At 73.4% G+C, this 20,204-nt stretch carries 15 protein-coding genes; 8 read left to right on the top strand and 7 right to left on the bottom strand.

The genetic code is table 11. The annotated features are described in order from the left end of the window. Window positions 1-314: 314 nt before the first annotated feature. The gene (locus tag WMF24_RS26275; protein ID WP_437730132.1) at window positions 315-1,364 is read left to right on the top strand and encodes a pectate lyase; all 1,050 of its coding nucleotides are present in this window, start codon (window positions 315-317) and stop codon (window positions 1,362-1,364) included. A 155-nt stretch (window positions 1,365-1,519) separates the two neighbouring features. On the opposite strand, the gene WMF24_RS26270 is transcribed toward WMF24_RS26275, so the two are convergent. Beyond that, complete coding sequence (locus tag WMF24_RS26270; protein WP_437730131.1) at window positions 1,520-2,140, bottom strand: TetR/AcrR family transcriptional regulator C-terminal ligand-binding domain-containing protein; 621 nt, start codon at window positions 2,138-2,140, stop codon at window positions 1,520-1,522. A gap of 137 nt (window positions 2,141-2,277) precedes the next feature. On the opposite strand from WMF24_RS26270, the gene WMF24_RS26265 reads away from it, so the two are divergent. The 3 genes from WMF24_RS26265 to WMF24_RS26255 all read left to right on the top strand — a co-directional run bounded on the left by WMF24_RS26265 (window position 2,278) and on the right by WMF24_RS26255 (window position 10,515). Continuing rightward, on the top strand, window positions 2,278-3,474 hold the full coding sequence (locus WMF24_RS26265; RefSeq protein ID WP_437730130.1) for a DUF418 domain-containing protein: 1,197 nt from the start codon (window positions 2,278-2,280) through the stop codon (window positions 3,472-3,474). A gap of 397 nt (window positions 3,475-3,871) precedes the next feature. After that, the gene (locus tag WMF24_RS26260) at window positions 3,872-4,099 is read left to right on the top strand and encodes a hypothetical protein (protein ID WP_437730129.1); all 228 of its coding nucleotides are present in this window, start codon (window positions 3,872-3,874) and stop codon (window positions 4,097-4,099) included. After that, the gene (locus WMF24_RS26255) at window positions 4,096-10,515 is read left to right on the top strand and encodes a pentapeptide repeat-containing protein (protein WP_437730128.1); all 6,420 of its coding nucleotides are present in this window, start codon (window positions 4,096-4,098) and stop codon (window positions 10,513-10,515) included. Before WMF24_RS26260 ends, WMF24_RS26255 begins: the two co-directional genes overlap by 4 nt. Window positions 10,516-10,555: 40 nt before the next feature. Here WMF24_RS26255 and WMF24_RS26250 read toward each other — a convergent pair whose 3' ends face one another. Next, a complete protein-coding gene (locus tag WMF24_RS26250) occupies window positions 10,556-11,575 on the bottom strand; it encodes an NAD(P)-dependent oxidoreductase (RefSeq protein ID WP_437730127.1) in 1,020 nt (339 codons plus the stop codon). Window positions 11,576-11,756: 181 nt separating this feature from the next. Here WMF24_RS26250 and WMF24_RS26245 point away from each other — a divergent pair, with 181 nt between their 5' ends. Then, the gene (locus WMF24_RS26245) at window positions 11,757-12,347 is read left to right on the top strand and encodes a TetR/AcrR family transcriptional regulator (protein ID WP_437730126.1); all 591 of its coding nucleotides are present in this window, start codon (window positions 11,757-11,759) and stop codon (window positions 12,345-12,347) included. Between the two features lie 107 nt (window positions 12,348-12,454). Here the strand turns inward: WMF24_RS26245 and WMF24_RS26240 are convergent, their stop codons facing one another. Both WMF24_RS26240 and WMF24_RS26235 read right to left on the bottom strand, forming a co-directional pair. After that, the gene (locus WMF24_RS26240) at window positions 12,455-12,685 is read right to left on the bottom strand and encodes a VF530 family DNA-binding protein (RefSeq protein ID WP_437730125.1); all 231 of its coding nucleotides are present in this window, start codon (window positions 12,683-12,685) and stop codon (window positions 12,455-12,457) included. 139 nt (window positions 12,686-12,824) lie between these two features. After that, window positions 12,825-13,991: an MFS transporter gene (locus tag WMF24_RS26235; protein WP_437730124.1), complete on the bottom strand. Its 1,167-nt coding sequence runs from the start codon at window positions 13,989-13,991 to the stop codon at window positions 12,825-12,827. A 376-nt stretch (window positions 13,992-14,367) separates the two neighbouring features. Between WMF24_RS26235 and WMF24_RS26230 the strand changes: the two genes are divergently transcribed. Next, window positions 14,368-15,108: a helix-turn-helix domain-containing protein gene (locus tag WMF24_RS26230; RefSeq protein ID WP_437730123.1), complete on the top strand. Its 741-nt coding sequence runs from the start codon at window positions 14,368-14,370 to the stop codon at window positions 15,106-15,108. On the opposite strand, the gene WMF24_RS26225 is transcribed toward WMF24_RS26230, so the two are convergent. Both WMF24_RS26225 and WMF24_RS26220 read right to left on the bottom strand, forming a co-directional pair. Next, window positions 15,086-15,577 carry a DinB family protein gene (locus WMF24_RS26225; RefSeq protein WP_437730122.1) on the bottom strand — a complete coding sequence of 164 codons (492 nt, stop codon included), beginning with the start codon at window positions 15,575-15,577 and terminating at the stop codon, window positions 15,086-15,088. The genes WMF24_RS26230 and WMF24_RS26225 overlap by 23 nt on opposite strands. A 390-nt stretch (window positions 15,578-15,967) precedes the next feature. Continuing rightward, the gene (locus tag WMF24_RS26220) at window positions 15,968-16,114 is read right to left on the bottom strand and encodes a hypothetical protein (protein ID WP_437730121.1); all 147 of its coding nucleotides are present in this window, start codon (window positions 16,112-16,114) and stop codon (window positions 15,968-15,970) included. Window positions 16,115-16,484: 370 nt separating this feature from the next. Between WMF24_RS26220 and WMF24_RS26215 the strand changes: the two genes are divergently transcribed. Beyond that, window positions 16,485-18,092, top strand: a complete 1,608-nt coding sequence (locus tag WMF24_RS26215) for a DUF1552 domain-containing protein (RefSeq protein ID WP_437730120.1) — start codon at window positions 16,485-16,487, stop codon at window positions 18,090-18,092. 8 nt (window positions 18,093-18,100) lie between these two features. Here WMF24_RS26215 and WMF24_RS26210 read toward each other — a convergent pair whose 3' ends face one another. Continuing rightward, window positions 18,101-18,619, bottom strand: a complete 519-nt coding sequence (locus tag WMF24_RS26210) for a MarR family winged helix-turn-helix transcriptional regulator (RefSeq protein WP_437730119.1) — start codon at window positions 18,617-18,619, stop codon at window positions 18,101-18,103. Window positions 18,620-18,664: 45 nt separating this feature from the next. On the opposite strand from WMF24_RS26210, the gene WMF24_RS26205 reads away from it, so the two are divergent. Further along, on the top strand, window positions 18,665-20,170 hold the full coding sequence (locus tag WMF24_RS26205; RefSeq protein WP_437730118.1) for an FAD-dependent oxidoreductase: 1,506 nt from the start codon (window positions 18,665-18,667) through the stop codon (window positions 20,168-20,170). Window positions 20,171-20,204 lie beyond the last annotated feature (34 nt).

Genomic DNA, 20,204 nt, shown 5'->3' with positions numbered 1-20,204 from the left:
AGCCGCACCCGAGCGACGCCGCGACGTCAACCAGGGGTTGACGTGGTTGACGACATCGGTGTTGAACGCACGTCGATCCGCTGCTCTCTGCGGGAGCTCCGGCGGCGCGTCATGGCCACCCGCGCACGCCAGCGCCGGCGCGACACCCGACCGGCGAGGGGACATCGCGGCTACCGCGGCGGAAGGCGTCCCGACAGCAGGGCGGCCAGGCCCGATGGCGCCGAGCGGCACGCCCGTTGCACATGTGATGTTCCAGAACGGTATCGAGCCATAGACCGATGGTACGCGGTCGCATCATGAAGGGGTGAGATCTCATGTCGACGAGCACGTCGAAGCCTTCTGACCGGCTCCGCGCCGGTATCCTGATCCCCGCGTTCTCGCTCGTCTGGGCATGTGCGTCGCAGTCCGCCGACGTGTCCACCGATGCGGGCGGGACCGCCAGCACCGGCAGCGCGGGAGGCGGGTCTGTCGGTGATGTCGGGACGAGCTCGAGCGCCTCCGGCGCGAGCAGCGGCGGCGCCGGCTCCGGCGGTGGCGGGGCGAGCTTGGGCGCTTCTGGCGCGAGCAGCAGCGCCGGCTCCGGCGGTGCGGGCGCGAGCTCGGGTGGCGGAGGCGTCGTCCCCACCGGCGACCCGCTGGAGATCCTCAGGCAGTTCACGCCGGCGGACGAGGAGCTGGCCGAGGCCTACGAGGAGTACATCACCGAGGAGGTCGGCCCGCTGACGTACGCCACGGAAGGTACCGGGACCGCCCGGACGATCTCCCGGACGCTCTTCGTTCCTCCGAATGCCGTGTATGACGGCAAGGGCGAGACGCTGAGCGCCGATGTCGCCGCCATGAAATGCGACACCTCGGAGGGGGAGCAGGCCGAGAGCCAGCGGCCTTTCTTCCTGCTCGCGCCGGGCGCCAGCGTCAAGAACGTGACCATCACCTATCCAGGCTGCGAGGGGATCCACATGATGGGCGACAACGTGCTCGAGAACATCACCTGGGAGGACGTCGGAGAGGACGCGGCCTCGGTCCGCAGCTACTTCCCCGGCGGGGCCATCACGATAAAGGACAGCGAGGCGTTCAAGGCCTCCGACAAGATGTTTCAGTTCAACGCGCCCTGCGACGTGCGGATCGAGAGCTTCACGGGCGCCGAGATGGGCAAGCTCCTGCGCCAGAACGGCGGGACGGGCTTCGAGCTGCACGTGGACCTCAACACCGTCACGGTGACGGGCGTCGTCTCCGCGGTGGTGCAGAGCGACAGCCCGCTTTGCTTCGTTCGTCACCACGACCTCACCTACGAGTTCACCGGCTCGGGCGACAAGAGCGACCGCGTGTTCCGCGATGTTCCGCCGGAGAACGTCACCGAGTACTGAGCCTGGATCCCGCTGCATCGCCGGGCGCGCCTCGCGCGACGAGGGCACCCCTGTGTCGCTCTGGATTGCGCGCGTATCTCGGGGGGTGAGAAAAGAGGAAAGCGGAGGGGCACGGGACGGCAGACGCCGCCTTCGATCGCCTTCAGGCTCCCGACTCAGCGCGGTCCGCCCGGACCGAGGCCGACCGCGGGCAGGATCGCCTGATCGACGATCGCGGCGAGCTGCTGCTCGTTCGGCGCGGCGTCGGCGTCGAGCGCCAGCTTGAACACGAGCGCCTCGCCGATGTCGGCCACGACAGGCGTGAGCCGCCCCGGGTCGATGCGCCCGCGGGCCGCGTAGTGGCGCAGCACGGTGAGCGTGAACCGGCCGCCGCGCGCGTCGAACACCCGCTCGTAGAGGGCCCTGGCGAGCTCGGGGTGACGCCGGCGCTCGGCCATGATCGCCGCGACGGCCGCCGCCGTCGGCGTCTCCAGCCACGCGACGAGCTGCCCCAGCGCCCGGATCAGGTCGCCGCGCAGGTCGTCGGCGGACGGCGAGGGCACTTCCTGCGGGTGCTCGCGGGCGATGGCGTCCAGGAGCACGTCGTGCGGGGACGTCCAGCGCCGGTACAGCGACGTCTTGGCCGTCCCCGCGCGCCTGGCGATGCCCTCCATCGTCATGCGGCCGAGCCCGACAGCCGCCAGCTCCGCGAGCGCGGCCGCGTGGATCGCCCGCACAAGGTCGTCCCCGCGTCGACGTGTGCGTTCGGGTGAGTCGATCTGCTCGCGCGTCTTCACATGTCCTCCAAATAAGAAACGGACACGTATCTTAATGACCCCGCATTGGATACGATCTCGTATCTAAAGCCGAGCGCCGTCGCAACGGCCTCGCGGCGCGCGATGTCGCGCGACCCATCGCGGAAGGAAGCAAGCCGATGCACCCAGCCTCGCCCGAAGGTCCCGAGTCGCCCGCGTCGCCCGCCGGGACGCCGCGCCCGCGTGCGGTGGTCCCCGACCTCGCGCGCGGCGTGATGCTCCTCGTCATCGCGCTCGCCCACGCCCAGGTGCTGAGCGCCGGGAGCACGGCCGGCGGCGCGCTCGGCCGGGCCGTGGCCGCCCTCCACACGATCTTCATCGACAGCCGCGGCTACCCGATGTTCGCCGCGCTGTTCGGCTACGGCGTGGTCCAGATCCTGGCCCGCCGGGGCCTCGACGCCGACGCGCGCGCGGCCCGTCGCCTGACCCGCCGGCGCGGCGGCTGGATGGTCGTGTTCGGGCTCTTCCACTCCCTGCTGCTGTTCCACGGCGACATCCTCGCCGCCTATGGCCTGCTGTCCCTCGTCCTGGTCGCCGCGCTGCGCAGCCCGGACGGTCGGTTGCTCCTCCACGCCGCGATCGGGTCGGTCGTCGGCGCGCTCGTGTTCGGCGTGGCCGCGCTGTTCATCCCCGACGGCTCCGAGGCGGTGAGCGATCCCTGGCTCTCCGCCGCCTACCGCGTCGTCGGCTGGATCGTCAGCACCCCGCTGTTCGCGGTCATGGCGGCCGGGCCGTTCTTGCTGGGGATCTGGGCGGCGCGCCGCCGCCTGCTCGAACGACCCGAGCGGCACGCGGCGTCGCTGCGCCGGACCGCGGTCGTCGGCATCGCCGCCGCGGCGGTCGGCGCGCTCCCGCTGGCGGCGCTGAAGGCCGAGCTGTGGCCGGGCGGTCCGGCCGTCGCGCTGGCTGCCGCCACGGCGCTCCACACCCTGACCGGGGTTGCGGGCGGCCTCGGCTACGCCGCGCTCCTCGCGGTGCTGGCGACGCGGATCGGGGAGAGGCGCGGCGCCCTGGTCACCGCGCTCCTCGCGTGCGGCGAGAGGTCCCTGACCTGCTATCTCGCGCAGTCGCTGGCGTGGCTGCTCCTCTTCGAGCCGTACTTCGCCGGGCTCGGCCGAGCGCTCACGCCGCAGGCCGCCGCCGCGATCGGGCTCGGCGTCTGGGCGCTCACGGTCGTGCTGGCTGACGCCCTCCGGCGAACCGGCCGGCCCGGCCCGGCCGAGGCCCTGCTGCGTCGCCTCACGTACGGGGCCCGGCCTGCGGGGCAGCGCGCGCCTGGCGCTCGCGCTCACCTCGATGGCGGCATGCACGCGTGACGGATCGGAGCGGCTGCTTCGGCGCGCCGTCCGCGCCCCCATCGACGTTGTCCGGTGCGAGCATTGCTGCGGTCCGAGCCGGCTCCCGCAGGACACCATCCTTAGATGAGCCTCACGCGGCGCGCGCCGATACCAGGGCGCCGGCTCCCGTTCAGGGCGCCTTTCGGGGGCTGCGCCCGCGCTGGCCAACGTCGATCCCCCGACGGCGGCGCCGCGCCCCGACCGGGGCGAACACGGCCCACGTTGTCGCCGTTCCGCGCCGCCAGCGCGCCTGTGCCGCACCTGCGCCGGCGCCGTCGAGAGCCTATTGCGGGGCCGCACGCTTTGGCCGCACCATGCCTCGGGTACCGTGGGCGCAGGAGCCGCCGCGTCCCGGCATCGCGGGGGGAAAGGTATCGTGTTGATCTCGCCGACGAAGAGGAGCCCTTCGAGGAGCTCCGCGATCACGCCGCTCGTCGATCCCACCGCGCCCGCCGCGCCCGCCGCGCGGCGGGCCGCCCGCGCGCTCTCCCGCCGCGCGGTCCGCGCGCTCTCCCCCCACGCGGTCCGCGCGCTCTCCCCCCACGCGGTCCGCGCGCTCTCCCCCCGCGCGCCCGAGCAGGCCGGCCCCCTCGCCGTATCATGAGCGCCTCCACCCCCCCGCTCGCCGCCGCGATGTCCCCGTTCCTCGGGAGCTTCCGCGAGGTGCTCCGGATCCTCGAGCGCGCCCCCGGCTTCGCCCTGCTCCCCGTCGAGATCCCCGGCCCCGACGTCGCCCGCGCGCTCGGCGACTTCCTCACCCGCGAGGGGCGCCGGGCGCTCGTGATCGCGCCGCGCGACCGCGACGCCACCTGGGAGGACCTCGTCTCCGCCCTCTACAGGGCAGAGCCCGAGCCGCGGGGCGTCGTGATCCTCATCGGCTCCGACCCGCCGCCCGCGGCCGCGCGCGAGGGCCTCCGGCGCCTCAACCAGCACCAGCGGCGCGACACGCTGTCGAGCCGCCTCGGCTGCCCCCTGCTCTGGTGCGGCCCGCCCGGCTTCCTGCGCCTGTGCCGCGACGAGGCGCCCGACCTCTGGGCCGTCCGCGCCGGCGAGCTCCGCGTCGTCGAGGAGCCCGCGCCGGAGCCGCCCCGCGCCGCCGCCGACGCGCCCGCCGCCGCCCGCGCTGGCGGCGCGGCGGAGCCCCCGGCGGAGGTGCAGCCCCCGGCGGAGGTGCAGCCCCCGGGGGACGTGCAGCCCCCGGCGGAGGTGCAGCCCCCGGCGGAGCTGCTCCTGCGCCAGGCCGCGGCCGAGCGGCAGCGGGGCCACGCCGTCGCCGCGGCGGCGACGCTGGGCGCGCTGCTCGCGCGGCCAGGCGCCGCGCCCGCGGTGCGCGTGCGCGCCCAGCTCGAGATGGCCGGCCTGCTCGAGGACGGCGGCGACCTCGCGCGCGCCGAGGCGAGCTACCGCGAGGCGCTCGCGCTGGCGCGGCAGATCGTCGACCCCGAGCCCGAGGCCCGGGCGATCATCGGCGCCTTCGCGATCGCGGCGCGCACCGGCCGGGCCGCCGAGGCCGAGGGGCCGCTCGCCGAGGCGCGCGCCATCGCCGTGCGGCTCGGCGATCGCGCGCTCGAGGCCTCCGCCGTGGCGGCCCAGGCGCTCGCCGCGATCGGGCGGCACGACGCCCAGAAGGGCCGCGAGCGGATCTCGGAGGCCAAGGCGCTCCACGCCGCCGAGGCGCGGCGGGACGCGGGCGCCGCGCGCGACGTGGGGCCCGTCGACGTGCTCGTCGTCACGGCGCACAAGGACGAGCTCGACGCCGTGCTCGCGCAGGGCGAGGGGGGCGAGAAGGGGTGGCGCGAGCTCCGCGATCTGGGCGGCCTGCGCTACTTCCGGCGCACGCTCCCGAGCGCGCGGGGCGGCTCCCTCGTGATCGCCGCCGCGTGGATCGGCGAGGCGGGGCTGCGCACCGCCGCCATCCGGGGGCAGCACCTCCTCGCCGAGCTCGACCCGGCGTGCCTCGCGATGTGCGGCGTCTGCGCCGGCGATCCGAGGAAGGTGGCGCCGGGCGACGTCATCGTCGCCGACCAGCTCTACAGCTTCGACCAGCGCCGGCGCGCCGCGCCGCCGGGCCCCGCGCACGCCGGCGCCGCGCACGCCGGCGCCGCGCACGCCGGCGCCGCGCACGCCGGCGCCGCGCACGCGGGCCTCGCCCCGCCGGGCGACGACGCCGAGCTCTTCCACGACCTCCGCACCTTCAACCTGCAGGCCGCGTGGAAGATGGACGCCGCCTACCTCGCGCGCGAGCTCGACCTCGCCGCGCTCTCCAGCGCGCGCCCGCCCTCCCGGGCGGCCGAGCGGCGGTGGCTCCTCCACGCGCTCCACGCGCACGAGGCCGAGGGCGGGCCGAGCCCCGTGGCGCACCCGGAGCGGCGGCGCGCCTGCCCGGGGTGGACCGCGCGGCTCCAGGAGGTGCTCCAGGACGGCCTCGTCGCGGTGAAGGGCGGCGCGCTCTGCCTCACCGAGGCCGGGCGCGAGAAGGTCCTCGAGGAGCGGCTCCTCTACCCGGACGCGCTGCCCGCCGATCCGCCGCTGCGCGTACACGTCGGCGCCGTCGCGAGCTTCACGGCGCCCGCGCGCGACCCGGGCGTCTGGGACCGCCTCCAGCGCGCCGTGCCGGGCACCCTTGGCATCGAGGCGGAGGGCGCCGCCATCGGCGACCTCGCGGCGCGCTTCCCCAGGCGCTCCATCCTGATGCGCGCCGTGGGCGATCCCGAGGGCGGCGCCGGCGACGACGGCCTGCGCGCCTTCGCCTGCCGCGCCTCGGCCGCGGCGCTCCTCGCGTTCCTGCAGCAGCACCTCGCGCCCGAGCCGCGGCTCGAGCGCGCCTCGGTGCCCGACCTGCGCGAGCCGGCCGAGGAGGGCGACCGCCACCCGGGCGACCGGGAGCTCACGTTCGACGACCCGCACGACCCGCACGAGCGGCGCGACCCCTTCCTCGACCGCGTCGAGCGCGTCGCGCTCCTGCGCGACCCCGGCGCGACCGTCGTGAAGCACCGCGCGCCCCCGCCGTTCGCGGGCGCGCTCGAGGTCGCCGTGCCGGACGGCCGGCGCATCGACCTCCGCGTGATCGGCGTGCTCGGCCGGCCGATCTCCGAGGAGCTCGTCACGCGCTACGTCACCGAGGTCGAGCACCGCTTCCGGCAGCAGGACCCGTACCTGCGCTCCACGCTGATCCACGCCGACCCGCCCGCGCCCCCCGAGCTCGTCCGGAGCGCGGCGCGCCGCGGCGTCGTGCTGAAGAGCTTCTCCGAGGCCCAGGGGCTCATCGACTTCGGCCGGTACCTCGGGTGGCAGACCGATCGCATCGAGGCCGACCCGTCGTACCCGCCGTCGCTCTACGTCGAGCAGCCGGCCATCGTGAGCCTCGGCGACCGCGAGAAGAGCGCGACGGAGAGCGCGCTCCACGCGCTCTGGAGGCTGCTCGACGCGCCCCACAGGCGCTTCGCGCTCGTGCTCGGCGACTTCGGCGCCGGCAAGACGTTCCTCCTGCGCGAGCTCGCCCGGCGCATGGCGCGGGAGCGGCACCCGCTCGTGCCCGTGCTCATCGAGCTCGGCCGCATCGAGAAGCAGCGGTCGCTCGACTCGCTCCTCGCGCAGCACTTCGCGCTCGCGAACGAGCCGGTCGACCTGCGCGCCTTCCGCTACATGCTCGCCGAGGGCCGCGTCGCGCTGCTCTTCGACGGCTTCGACGAGCTCGCCCTCCGGCTGACCTACGACCGCGCGCTCGAGCACTTCGACACCGTGGTCCAGGCGGCCGAGGGGATCGCGAAGGTCGTCGTGACGAGCCGCACGCAGCACTTCCTCACCGATCCGCCGATCAAGAGCGAGCTCGCCCGGCGGGCCGAGCTCCTGCAGGGCTACCGGCTCGTGCAGCTCCAGGGGTTCGGGGAGAAGCAGATCCGGCGGTTCCTCGGCAACCTGAGCCCGGAGCCCGCGGAGGCCGAGGCGCGCTACCGGCTGCTCCACGAGGTGAAGGACCTGCTCGGGCTCTCGGAGAACCCGCGGATGCTCGGGTTCATCGCGAAGATCGACCCGGACAAGCTCCGGCAGGCCAAGGCGCGGACCGGGACGATCACCGCGGCGAAGCTGTACGAGGTGCTCGTCGAGCAGTGGCTCGACCACGAGCACGCGCGCGCAAACCCGCGGGGCGCGCCGCGCGGCATCCCCCGCGACGCGCTGCGGGCGGCGATGGCGGGGCTGGCGCGGCTGCTCTGGGAGAGGAACGCGCGCGCCGTCGGGCTCGGCGAGCTGCCGGAGGGCCTGATCCGGGGCGCGCAGCCGCCCGACGCCCCGCCGCTCGACCGCGCGATCATCGAGCACCTGCTCGGCTCGGGCTCGCTGCTCGTGCGCGACGCGGAGGGCGCGTTCTCGTTCGTCCACAGGTCGGCGATGGAGTGGCTCGTCGCCGACGCGGCCGCGCGCGAGCTGAAGGAGACGGGCGACAGCGCGGCGCTCGGCGCCGACGAGATGAGCGAGCTCATGGTCGACTTCTTCGTGTCGCTCGCGGGGCGCGGGGTGGCGGCGGCGTGGGCGCAGCGGGTGCTCCGCGGGGCGGCCGAGGGGCACGCCAAGGACAACGCCCTGCGCGTCACGCGCTGGCTGGCCAGGGACGGGGACGACGACGGGCCCACGCAGCAGGGCCCAGGCGCCTTCCAGGACGACACCGAGCCGATGGGCGTCAACCTGGCCGGGCAGGACCTCAGCGGGTGCAACCTCGCCTGCGCCGACCTGCGGGGGGCCGATCTCACCCAGGCCAACCTCTGGAGCGCCACGCTCGTCGAGGCGCGGCTCGCGGGCGCGTCGCTCGGCGCGGCGCAGCTCGCGCGGGCGGACCTCACCGGCGCCGATCTCATGGGCGCGGATCTCCGCGGCGCGGATCTCTCGTTCGCCCGGCTCGTCGGGGCGGATCTGACCGGCGCCGACCTCGCGGGCGCGCAGCTCCGCGGCGCCCGGCTCGTCGGCGCCCGGGGGGTATCCATCGCGTCGCTCGCCGCGGACGGCGCGGCGCCGCCCCGGCCGCGGGAGGCCGATCCGATGTGGCTCCCCGTGTCGCCGTGCAACGCGGTGGCGTGGAGCCGGCGGGGCGATCTCCTGGCGGCGGGCCACGAGGACGGCTCGGTCCGGCTGTGGGACGCCGTCACCGGGCAGGCGATCCGGGCGATGCACGGGCACCTCAGCGCCGCGATGAGCGTCGCGTTCAGCCCGGATGGCCTCCTGCTCGCGTCGGGGTCGTCGGACACGACGGTGCGCCTCTGGGAGGTCAGGACCGGCCGCGCGCTGCGCACGCTCGAGGGGCACACCCACGGCGTCCGCAGCGTGGCGTTCTGCCCGGACGGCCAGACGCTCGCGTCGGGGTCGTCGGACAAGACGGTGCGCCTCTGGGAGGTCGGCACGGGCCGCGCGCTCCGCGCGCTCAAGGGCCACACGCTCGGCGTCCGCAGCGTGGCGTGGAGCCCGGACGGCCAGGCGCTCGCCTCGGGGTCGTCGGACAAGACGGTGCGCCTGTGGCGGGTCCGGAGCGGCCACGCGCTCCGCAGCTTCGAGGGCCACACCGACTGGGTCCTCGGCGTGGCGTGGAGCCCCGACGGCCAGGCGCTCGCCTCGGGATCGTCGGACCGCACCGTGCGCCTCTGGGACGCCGGGAGCGGCCGCGCGCTTCGCTGCTTCGATGGCCACACCGACTGGGTCTTCGGGGTGGCGTGGAGCCCGGACGGCCTCACGCTCGCGTCGGGGTCGCTGGACCGGACGGTGCGCCTCTGGGAGGTGTGGAGCGGCCGCGCCGTGCGCGCCCTCGAGGGGCACACGCACGGCGTGTGCGGCGTGGCGTTCAGCCCGGGCGGGCAGACGCTCGCGTCGGGGTCGCGCGACAAGACGGTGCGCCTCTGGGAGGTCGCGCGGGGGCACGCGCTGCGCAGCTTCGAGGGCCACACCGACTGGATCCTCGGCGCGGCGTGGAGCCCGGACGGCCAGGCGCTCGCGTCGGGCTCGGACGACCGCACGGTGCGCCTCTGGGAGGTGTGGAGCGGCCGCGCCGTGCGCACGCTCAAGGGCCACACGCTCGGGGTCCGCAGCGTGGCGTTCAGCCCGGAGGGCGAGGTGCTCGCGTCGGGCTCGGACGACAAGACGATCCGGCTCTGGGAGGTCGCGCGGGGGCGGCCCCTGTGCGCGCTCGAGGGCCACGCGCACGCGATCCGCAGCGTGGCGTTCAGCCCCGAGGGCGACGCGCTCGCGTCGGGCTCGGACGACCGCACGGTGCGCCTCTGGGAGGTCGCGAGCGGCCGCGCGCTGCGCACGTTCGAGGGGCACACGCACCGGGTGTGCAGCGTGGCGTGGAGCCCTGTCGGGCTGACGCTCGCGTCGGGGTCGGACGACCGCACGGTGCGCCTCTGGGAGGTCGCCCGGGCGCGCGCGGTCCGCGTCTTCGAGGGGCACACCGACGGCATCCGCGGGGTCGCGTTCAGCCCCGACGGCCTCCTCCTCGCGTCGGGGTCGGACGACCGGTCGGTGCGCCTGTGGGACGTCGGGAGCGGCCGCGCGCTGTTCGCCCTGGAGGGGCACACCCGCGGGGTGCGCGGCGTCGCGTTCAGCCCGAGCTGCCAGATGCTCGCCTCGGGGTCGTCGGACAAGACGGTGCGCCTGTGGGACGTGAAGCGGGGGCGCCTCCTCCGCTCGCTGGAGGGCCACAAGGCCTCGGTCCAGGGGGTGGCGTTCAGCCCCGACGGGGCGCTGCTCGGCTCGGCCTCCGCCGACGGCACCCTGCGGCTCTGGGACGTGGCCACGGGCGCGTGCCTCGCGATCCTGCTGCCGTGCCCCGAGGGGTGGGCCGCCTTCAGCCCCGACGGGCGCTACCGGCTCGGCGGCGACATCGCCGGCTCGTTCTGGCACGTGATCGGCCTCTGCCGCTTCGAGCCCGGCGAGCTCGACCCGTACCTGCCGAGCCCCCTGCGCATCCCCGGCGACGAGGCCCTCGTCGCGCGCCCGTGCGGGGTGGAGCTGCCCGCGCACGGCGCCATCCGGTAGGGCACGGGAGCTGGAGCGAACGACGGGCGGCGGCGCCCGGTCACGCGCTGCGGATCGTCGTCCCGAACGCGGCGAGGCGGTCGAGCATGCGCTCGGGGTCGACCAGCGTCTCCGGATGGTAGAGCCCGGGGGCCGCGGGCGCGCCGCCGGCGAGCCCGAGCAGCCGCTCCACGGCCACGGCGACGCCGACGGCGGTCACGGGCGCCTGGCCCTCCGGGTGCACGAGCTCGTGGCGCGAGCGCCCCCGGGCGCCGTCCTTCTTCACCCCCTCGAGCTCGATCACGATCTCGGTCGAGAACGGCTCGCCCCGCCGGCGGCTCGCGGTCTCCCCGAGCGCGAGATCGAACCGGACCGAGCGCGCGTCGGTCGCCGCGGCGATGCTCATGAGATCGAGCACCGGGTAGAGCTGGCCCTTCACCTCGGTCCCGTCGACGGTCACGAACGACCGCGCGCCGTCCTCCGCGCCCGCCCAGGTCCACGCGCCGTCCTTCAGGAAGAGCGCCTTCTGCCCGGCCCCGATCTGGCGCTCGAAGTCGGCGTACGCCGCGGGGCCGCCCACGTCCTGCTCGTCGAGGACCGCGCCGATCGCGACGCTCTCGAGGCGCGCGTAGCCCCTCGCGAAGTGGAGCGCCGGCAGGGTGGCCGCGCCGACGAGCCAGTGGCACGCGAGCAGGACGGGCGCGCTCCTCGGGCGCGCGGCGTGGAGCGCCACCTCGGGCGCGATCTCGAACGCCGCCGTCGAGATGTCGACGTAGGCGGCGCCGGTCTCCTGCGCGAAGCGGAGCGCGCTCATCCGGGCGTCCTTCACGAACATGAGCACCGCGCCGTACGCCTCGCCCGCCGGCAGCCCGAGGTCGGCCCGCTCGAGGTCGACGCGGACGGGGCGCGCCCGCCCGACCTGCTCCGCGACCGCCGCGGCCTTCGCGAGGTCTCGCCCGCCGATGGCGATCGGCAGGTCGGGGTACAGCGCCCGCAGCGTCCTCGCGGTCCGGGAGCCGACGACGCCGGACCCTCCCACGATGAGAACCGATTGCCTCGTGCCCTGCGTCCTGGTGGTCATGATGGATGAGCTCCTCTCCGCCCGGTCCCCGCCGGGCGCGAACAACTTACCCTTGGTAAGTTACCAAAGGTAATGTCCACGGGAGCCCGCCCCGTCAAGCGGCCCCGCGGCGTTTCTTCGGGGCGCGCGTGGCCGCGTGCGCCCTTGGAGCGCCGCGCGCCGGTACTAAGATGAGGGCTGCATGAGCGAGACACCGACAAGGCGGCTCTCCAAGGCTGAGCGGCGCGAGCAGCTCCTGGAGACGGCGCTCGAGATCGTCCGGGAGGAGGGGACCGACGCCCTGACGCTCGGGCGCGTGGCGGAGCGCGCCGGCGTCACGAAGCCGATCGCCTACGAGCACTTCGGGACCCGCTCGGGGCTGCTCATCGCGCTGTGCGAGCGCATCGACGTGCGGCAGCGCGCGCTCCTGTTCGAGGAGCTCGAGCGCGCGCCCGCGCGGCTCGCGGACCTCGCGCGCGTCGCGAGCCGCGCGTACATGCGCTGTTACACCTCGGTCGGCCCCGAGTGGTACGCGATCACGGCGGCGCTGAAGGGCGACGAGGAGATGGCGGCGTTCCGGCAGCGCCTCCTCGACGAGTACGTGACCATCTACCGCGACACCTTCGCCGCGTACGTGAAGCTGCCGAGGCGCGAGCTCCACCTCCGCTGCGTCGGGATCATCGGCGCGGCCGAGTCGATGGCGGGCGAGATGCTGCGCGGGCGGACGAGCGAGGCCGCCGCCGCGGAGGCGCTCGCGTCCCTCATCGTCGCGTGGCTCCCCGCGAAGGCGTGAGCGCGACGCGGATCCTGGCGATGTCGCCGCGGGCGCGCGCCGCCCGGCCCGCGTCGATCACGCCGCCGCGCCGCTCCCGGATGCCGGCGTGCGATCGCGCGGGTCGGTCACGGGCTGGGCCTCGCCTTGTCCCGCAGATAGAGCGCCTCCACCTGCTGCCGGGCCCACGGGGTCCGTCGCAGGAACTGCAGGCTCGACTTGATGCTGGGATCGTACTTGAAGCAGCGGATGTCGATCATGCGCCCGAGCTGCTCCCAGCCGTGCTGCGCGACAAGGTGCTCGAGGATCATCTGGAGCGTGACGCCGTGAAGAGGGTTGTTGGGCTGGTGCTGAGTCACCTGGATGCTCGGAGGGCGATGGCCCCGGAGGGCCGGCGTGAGCCCGCGGTGTAGCACGTCGCGCGGCGGCCGCCGCGCCCGCGCCGCCGCGTCGAGGCGCTCTCCGCCCGCGGATCGCGGCGGTCAGCGGCCGATTGGCCTACGCGCCGTCGCTCGTGCCCTGGGGGGCCGTCGACCGGACAAGCACCTCGTGCAGCAGCCACAGGCCCGCGGCCGTGACCACCGCGAGCGTCCCGATCGACGGGAGCCCGACGCGCGAGGCGAGCACGCCGCCGAGGCTCGGCAGGAGCGCGCCGCCGACCATGGCCGCGCTCGCCTGGAAGCCGATCGCGTGCGCGGTGTAGGGGCCGAGCCGAGCCGGGGTGCGGGACATCAGCGTCGGGTAGATCGGCGCGAGGCCGAGCCCCGCCAGCATGAGCCCCGCGGCCCCTGGCCAGGCCGGGCCGACCGCGAACAGCACGGTCCCGAGCAGCGCCGTCAGCGTGGCCATGCGGAGGAGCCGGTCGGCGCCCACCCGATCGACCGCCACGCCGAGCACCACGCGCCCGACGCCGATGGCGCCCCAGTAGGCGCCCGCCCACACACCGGCCGTCTCCGTCGCGACGCCGCGCGCCTCGGTGTTGAGGGTGAAGCTCCACTGCCCGAGCATCACCTCGAGGCCCGTGTAGAGGAAGAACACCGCGATCTGCAGCCACACGCGCCGCTGCCGCAGCGCCGCGACGATCGGGACGACCGGCGTCTCCTGCGCGCCTCCGGCCGCCGCCCGCGCGCGGAACGATCCCTTGACCAGGGCGAAGGCCGTGGTCAGCGTCAGCATGATCGCGCCGATGATGGCGTAGCCCGAGCGCCAGGAGCCGGTGGTCGCGAGCGCCGCTGTCGCGATGAGCGGCCCCATCGCCGCGCCGAGGCAGTAGCAGGCGTGAAGCCAGTTCATGTGGCGGGCGGAGAAGTTGCTCGCCGCGTAGGCGTTGAGCCCTGCGTCGATCGCGCCCGAGCCGAGCCCGGTGATCAGCCCGCAGAGGATCAGCAGCGGCCACGCCGGCGTCATCGCGTAACCGAGCAAGGCGACCGTGATGAGCCCGCTGCTCAGCGTGAGCAGCTTGCCCACGCCGAGCCGATCCACGAGCTTCCCCGCCGCGACGCTGGACGAGAAATACCCCACGCCCGTGCCGACGAGGAGGGCGCCGAGCGCGCTCTGCGGGAGCGCGAACGAGGCGCGCAGCGAGGGCCACGCGACGCCGAGCACCGCGTCGGGCAGGCCGAGGCTCACGAACCCGACGTACGTGAGGATCAGGAGCGGCGGCACGCGGGCGGCCTCTCTCCGGGCGCCCCGCAGGCCCTGGACCTGTGTGTCTTCCTCGAAGGATGCACGGCAAGCATGCGCCGGCGAGGGTTGCATCTTTCCCGCCCGCCTGCCACCGGCGTGAAGCGGCCTCTTCGATGGGTGATGTGGTGTGGCCGCCTTCCTCTCGGAGCCATCATGGCTTCAGGAGGGCGGTGGCTCGCGAGAGGTGTTCCAGGCCAACTGGCGCGTGCAGCGTGGCTGTACGCTGGGACGGCCATCACGAGATGGTTTGACTTCCGGTTCGCGTTTGGATTTCGTGGCCCCCAAGGCGCCTGAGCGAGGATGAGGAGCTGATGGACCAGCGAATGTCGACATCCCCCGAGGGGGCCAGCGACCGTTGAGCACGCCGGAGCGGCTGAACGGTACGGCGTTCGTCTCGGAGACGCGGATGCTCTACGTGGGCCCCCTCGTCGCCACGAAGCGCCACGCGCACCACGCGGCCCAGATCGTCATCGCGCCGCAGGGGCTCCACATCGAGGACGGCGCCAGCGGGCGTATTCGCGCCGGCGCCGCCGTCATTCCTCCGCGCCTGCCGCATGCACACGGCGCGTGCGCGCACGCTGCGCTCCTGTTCCTCGACGGGGACGACCTGGCGAGCCGAGGGCTCTCTCGTGACGCCGAGCCCCGGTGCGAGGCGTGGGGCCGCGACGGGCTCGCCGTGAGCGTCCCTCGCGATCCAACGCCGGAGATGGCGCGCGCCCTCATGGCCGCGATCCTCGCCGCCCTCGACGTGCGTCGGCCACCGGAGCCGCGACACCCGGCGGTGCGTCGGATGTGCGCCTGCCTCGATGGCTCGGATGACGTCGACCTCGCGCGCCTCTCGCACGAGGCCGGGCTCTCGCCGCGGCAGATGCGCCATGCCTTCGCGCGTGACGTCGGGCTCCCGATGCGCGCGTACATGCGGTGGAAGCGCCTGCGCCGCGCCATCGCCGCGGTGGAGGGGGGAGCGAGCCTGAGCGCCGCCGCGGCCTCCGCCGGGTTCGCGGACAGCGCTCACCTGAGCCGCGTCTACCGGGAGCAGTTCGGCCTGACGCCGACGCAGGGGCTGAGCTCGATCACATGGCGGACGCTCGACTGACGAGGAACTCGGGGAATCCGTCTCTCCGGCGCGGCATCCCGCACTGGACCATGATGGCGTCCACGTTTCCGCGATGATGGGTCGTGTGTGTGACCACGTGGAGGATCATCGTGGCGGCGGTCATCGGCACGACCTTCCCGTCGGTGAAGCGCACGTCGCGAGGTTGTGCGAGCTCCTCCGGTCCGAGCGACGCCGTGGTATCCACAACCCAGCGGTCGATGGCCTCGGACGCGTGATCGAGCTCCTCGAGCGCGGGTAGGACCGCGCTCTGCGTCGACTTGTAACCGTGCGAGACACCCTGGAGGTGGGCCTGAAAGATGCGGCTGACGACGTGGATGTGGTCGAGGACCCGCAAGATCAGGCCTGCGCCCTGCTGCGACGCGAAAGAATCGACGTCGCGCAGGGCGGCGAAGAGCTGTCGATTGGCCCACGCGGCGTGGGCGACGAGCGTCTGGAGTGGCTGCATCATCGTCATGCTCCCTCGTACAGTTCGTGATTCCCGCGGTGCTGCGTCACGCAGGTCATCGAAGCGCAGGTGGTCTGGTGCTCGGCGACGGCCGCATGGCGGCCATCCTCGGGGGGGCGGCGCGAGCGCGCGTGTGGGTCGAAGCGCGTCGGCGCGAGGGGCTCGTCCTCCGACGCGACCGTGAGATGGTGGTTCATGCGTCCGAGGGTGGGCAGCGATCGGGCTGCACGCTTGGACGCAACGGCGGACCCGGCGCCAGGTCGGGCCGAGCTCGCGAGCGACCCCGCCGCCAGCCTGAAAAGCGGCGTTGTATCGGTAACTTACCCGCGCATCGATGGGGCCGCCTTCGCCCCGCAGCGGCCGCGGGAGCCCGCGGCCGGTCATCGTGTGGGATCAGCACGCGCGGTGCTGGGTACCGTCGCCTGGCGTGATGAAGATCATCACGCTCGGCGCGGGCACGATCTGCCGGTGCCAGACGCCGCGAGGCACGATGCACGTGCTGTCGGAGAGATGAAAAGCGTGGCTGTCGTTCCGGGTCATGCGCGCATCATGGGCCCTCGCGCACGCCGGCGATTGTAGATTTTTCCCCCGGCGGCCGGTCGCCTTCTGACCACCTCCCGTGGGCCGCAGGCTGCGGCGTGAAGACGACCCTCTCCGACGCATGGATGCGTTGTTGATAGAACGTCGTTTTCCAGGAGGGCCTGATCCCATGGGAAAATGCCCTGTCGACCCAGGGCAGGTCCGCAGTTGGGGCTTGACGCCTCCGGATCGTTTGGATCTCCTTTACCCTCGGCACGTGCGGCGGCGCCGGGGACTCCGGCGGCGGCACCGCGGCGCCGCAGGTCCACGACCCCGGTGAGCTCGAAGCGTCGAGGGCAATCTGATGGGTGGGAAGGGCATGAAACGACCGATGAACCGCAGGATTTTCCTTCGAGGCCTTGGCGGCGCGTGCGTCGCGGCGCCGTTCCTCGGCTCCCTCGCGGCCCGATCCGTCCAGGCACAGGCGGTGACGCCGCCGCGCCGGCTCATCGCGATGTTCACGCACTACGGCTGCGTCACGAGCCGGTTCTTCCCGGTGAAGTCCCACGGCGCCCTCACCGCCGACGATCTCGCGCCGACGACGCTCCGGCACCTCGCGCCGTTCGTCGACAAGCTGCTCATGCCCCGCGGCATCCGCGGGATGAACGAGTGGACGCCCAACATGTCGCGGGGGCAGGTGAACGACCAACACACGCAGGTGTGCGGGTCGTACTTCACCTGTCACCCCGTCTCGCCCAACAGCGACGATCCGTTCAGCTTCGCCGCCGAGACGAAGTTCGACGCCATGCCCACCGGCCGCTCGCTGGATCACGTGATCGCCGAGCAGCTGAGCCCGGGTCGCGCGCCCTTGTACGTCCGGGTGGGCAACGCGACCGAGCGCGCGGTGTCTCACGTCTCGTACTCGGCGGCGGGGGTGCCCTACGCGGGGGTCGGCTCCCCCGCGCAGATCTACGGCACGCTCACTGGCCTCTTCCAAGGTGGCGAGCTCACGCCCGACAGCTACCTGGCCGTGCGGGGCAAGAGCGTCATCGACCTCGTGCGGGCCGATCTCGAGACCCTCGAGCGCCACGACATGAGCCAGGCCGATCGCCACAAGCTCGAGGCGTGGAAGGCGCTCCTCGACGACACCGGGCGCGTCATCCGTTCGGCGCAGTGCACGGAGGAGCTCGCGTCGCTGCTCGGCGTCACGCAGCAGACCGTGGACGCGGCCTCGACGCTCACCCCGGGCGAGGACGAGGATCGCCTCACGATGAAGGTCTCCGCGTCCCTGGACGTGGCCGACCTCTACTCGAACCTCGCGGCGCTGTCCGCGATCTGCAACGTCAACCCGGTCATCGTCCTCAAGTATCCTCCGAACCACGTGTTCAAGGGGCTCGGGATCAACCACGATTCGCACTCCCTTTCCCATCGCATCACCAGCGCGACCGGGCCGTGCGACGTGGGGATCGTCGACATTCTCCTGGCGATCGACGACTACTACGCCCGAAAGTTCGCCCACCTCGTCGGGGTCTTGAACGAGATCGTGGAGGGCGACGGACGGCTGCTCGACAGCACAGCGGCCGTCTGGTTCCAGGAGATGTCGGACGGCAACGCGCACAACCTGAACAACCTGCCGATCGTCCAGGTTGGCAGCGCCGGCGGCTACTTCAGGACGGGCTGCGCCGTGAACGTGGAGGACGGGTCGGCGACCCTCTCGCGAGGGGGAAGCGAGAACGACTGCAATGACACGTACCTGATCGATCGGGGCGTGCGCACCGGAACGGATCTCGCGCTCGCGAATGCGCCGATCAACAAGTACTACTGCAATTTGATGAACGCCCTCGGGGTGAGGGCAGGCGAGGATGGCTTCCCGAAGCTCGGCGGTCCGGGGGAGGTGACCCACTTCGGCATGTACGACCGCACCGAGGACTTCGTCGGCGGTGGCACGAATCCCGCCAGGATCCACAGCCCGGGCGAGTTCGACGCCCTCAAGGCGTGAGCGGGCCCTCAGGTCTTCTCCGCTCGGCTTGACGACGCCATCAGGTCGTCCACGAACCGGCGCATCAGGCGCACCAGGTCGCTGAAGTCTTCCTCGCTCCACGTGGCGAGGATGGGGGCCGCGAGCCGCTGACGCGCGGCGTCCAGGGCGTCCGTCATCTGTCGCCCCGTGTCGGTGATCACCGCCTCATGGACGCGACGATCGGCCGGGCTTGGCCGGCGCTCGATCAGCCCCAGGCTCTCGAGCTTCGCGACCTGGCGGCTGACGGTCGTGTAGTCGCGCCCGGCTCGGTCCGCGAGATCGACGACGCCGATCGGCCCGAAGCGCTCGATCCCCACCAGCAGCCGGAAGAGGGCTTGATCCAGGGAGATGCCCGCCTCCGCGAGCAGCGCCTGATCGCGCTGCGGCTGATTCATGAGCGCGACCAGATCGACCATGGCTCCGTGGAGCTCGCGGAGCTTCTTCTTGGTTGTCCGTGTATTTTGCACAGATTCTCTTGACGTCTCGGGCGGGGTGACTATATGCATAGTACACATATCTGAGACGCAGCCAAGAAAAAAGAGGAGCTCGCCGTGACCCCCATTTCTTCGACGGATGTCCTGATCGTTGGTGCAGGTGCTGCCGGGTTGACCCTGGCCATCGAGCTCGCCCGCAGGGGCGTTGCGTTCCGGCTCATCGACAGGCTGGACGGGCCGTTTCCCGGCTCGCGCGGCAAAGGGATCCAGCCGCGGAGCCAGGAGGTGTTCGAGGATCTGGGCATCCTCGACCGCGTCGTCGCGATAGGCGGCCTGTACCCACCCCCGCGGGCGTATCGCGACGACGGAGGCTACGAGGAGTCGCCGATGATGGTGCCTCAGGACCCGACGCCTGGGGAGCCCTATCATCTGCCCCTGCTCGTGCCGCAATTTCTGACCGAAGCCGCGATGCGCGAGCGTCTGGCGGAGCTCGGGAGCTGCCCGGAGTTCGGCCGCGAGCTGAAGCGCTTCGAGCAGGACGGCGGGGGCGTGAGCGCTTGCATCGCTGGCCCGACGGGCGAGGAGACCGTCCGCGCCCGCTACCTGGTCGGAGCGGACGGCGGCCGCAGCGTCGTTCGGCACGCGCTCGCGATCGGCTTTCCCGGCAAGACCATGGGGGTGCGCGCCGTCGTCGCCGACGTCGTCCTGGATGGGCTCAGCAGGGCCGCCTGGCATCGCTTCAACGATGGGTCGATGGAAAAGCAGATGTCGCTGTGCCCGCTCGTCGGCACCGACATGTTCCAGTTGCAGGCGCCGATTCCTCTGGAGGGCGACGTCGATCTCTCCGCGGAAGGCCTCACGGCGATGGTCGCGGGCCGCACGGGCCGAGACGACATCGTCATCCATTCGGTCTCCTGGGCCTCCGCCTACACCATGAACGCGCGCCTCGCCGACCGTTACCGGGACGGGCGCGTCTTCCTCGTCGGCGATGCCGCGCACATCCACCCGCCGACGGGGGGGCAGGGCCTCAATACGAGCGTGCAGGATGCCTACAACCTCGGCTGGAAGCTCGCCGCCGTCCTGGCAGGTGCGCCGGAGACGCTGCTCGCGACCTACGAGGAGGAGCGCCGGCCGATCGCCGCGGAGACGCTCGGCCTGACGACGAAGCTCCTGGACGCGGCCAGGCGAGGCGTCATGCGCCGCGGTCGCGAGGTGCATCAGCTCGATCTGGGATACCCGGAGTCGTCGCTGGCCATGGAAGAGCCGAAGCGCAGCGGCGGCATCCGCGCGGGCAACCGAGCGCCGGACGCGCCCGTCCGCGGCGCGGCGGGGATGCCGACACGCCTCTTCAAGCTCTTCCAGGGGCCGCACTGGACCTTGCTGGGTCACGGGGTGGACCGGCGCTCGGCCGTCGAGCCGCGCCCCGGGCTCCACATCCACGCCGTCGGGCCGCACGGCGACATCGTCGATGAGGGCGGCCATCTCCGCGCTGCCTACGGCGTGTCGCCCGGCGACTGGGTGCTCGTCCGACCGGACGGATACATCGGCGCCATCGTGTCGTCCGATCACGCGCCGGCCCTGGAAGCCTACCTTGCCAGCGTCGGCCTCCCGTCACGGGGATGACGAGGGCGAGAGCGCGCGGCGTCCTCCTGCGCCT

Source organism: Sorangium sp. So ce1335 (assembly GCF_051521615.1).
Lineage (GTDB): Bacteria > Myxococcota_A > Polyangia > Polyangiales > Polyangiaceae > Sorangium.
This window is presented reverse-complemented; position numbering and strand designations above follow the sequence as displayed.